The following is a 435-nucleotide window of genomic DNA, read 5'->3' on the forward strand; positions in this document are numbered from 1 at the left end:
GTAGAGACGATTTCACGGGTCGTCATGCCTTTGGAGTACAGATATAAAATCTTATCGTCCATTGACGTAAAGCGGGTCTGGTTCTTTTTAACCAGTTGTGGCTCAAAGCTAGCGTCTCGGTCACGAGGAGTATCTAATTCAACTTCACCATCTTCGGTACGAATGGTTTTAGCTGAATAGCCGTTGCGGGAATTATGATGGTTGGATTGCTCATGTCGAGCATAACCAAGGTGTTCGTCTAATTCAGCATTGAGTGCTGCTTCAACTGTCACCTTGGTTAACATTTTACGAAAGTCAGTTAAATCTGCTTCTGACTTAATTGATTTAGCAGCTTGCTTGGCAAACGCTTCCAGTTCTTTTTTATTCATCATTGCCTATCCTAAACCCTTTATAGGGATTAATAATAGGCAGTTACACAGATTTAGTTACAGGGTC

At 41.4% G+C, this 435-nt stretch carries 1 protein-coding gene; it reads right to left on the bottom strand.

Translation table 11 applies throughout. From position 1 onward, the window contains the following. The coding region (locus HC733_RS22645; protein ID WP_190367214.1) for a transposase at positions 1-368 on the bottom strand (368 nt) is incomplete at its 3' end. Between the last annotated feature and the right edge of the window lie 67 nt (positions 369-435).

Origin of the sequence: Pseudoalteromonas sp. S16_S37, from assembly GCF_014694405.1 — a bacterium.
In the GTDB taxonomy this organism is placed as follows: Bacteria; Pseudomonadota; Gammaproteobacteria; order Enterobacterales; family Alteromonadaceae; genus Pseudoalteromonas.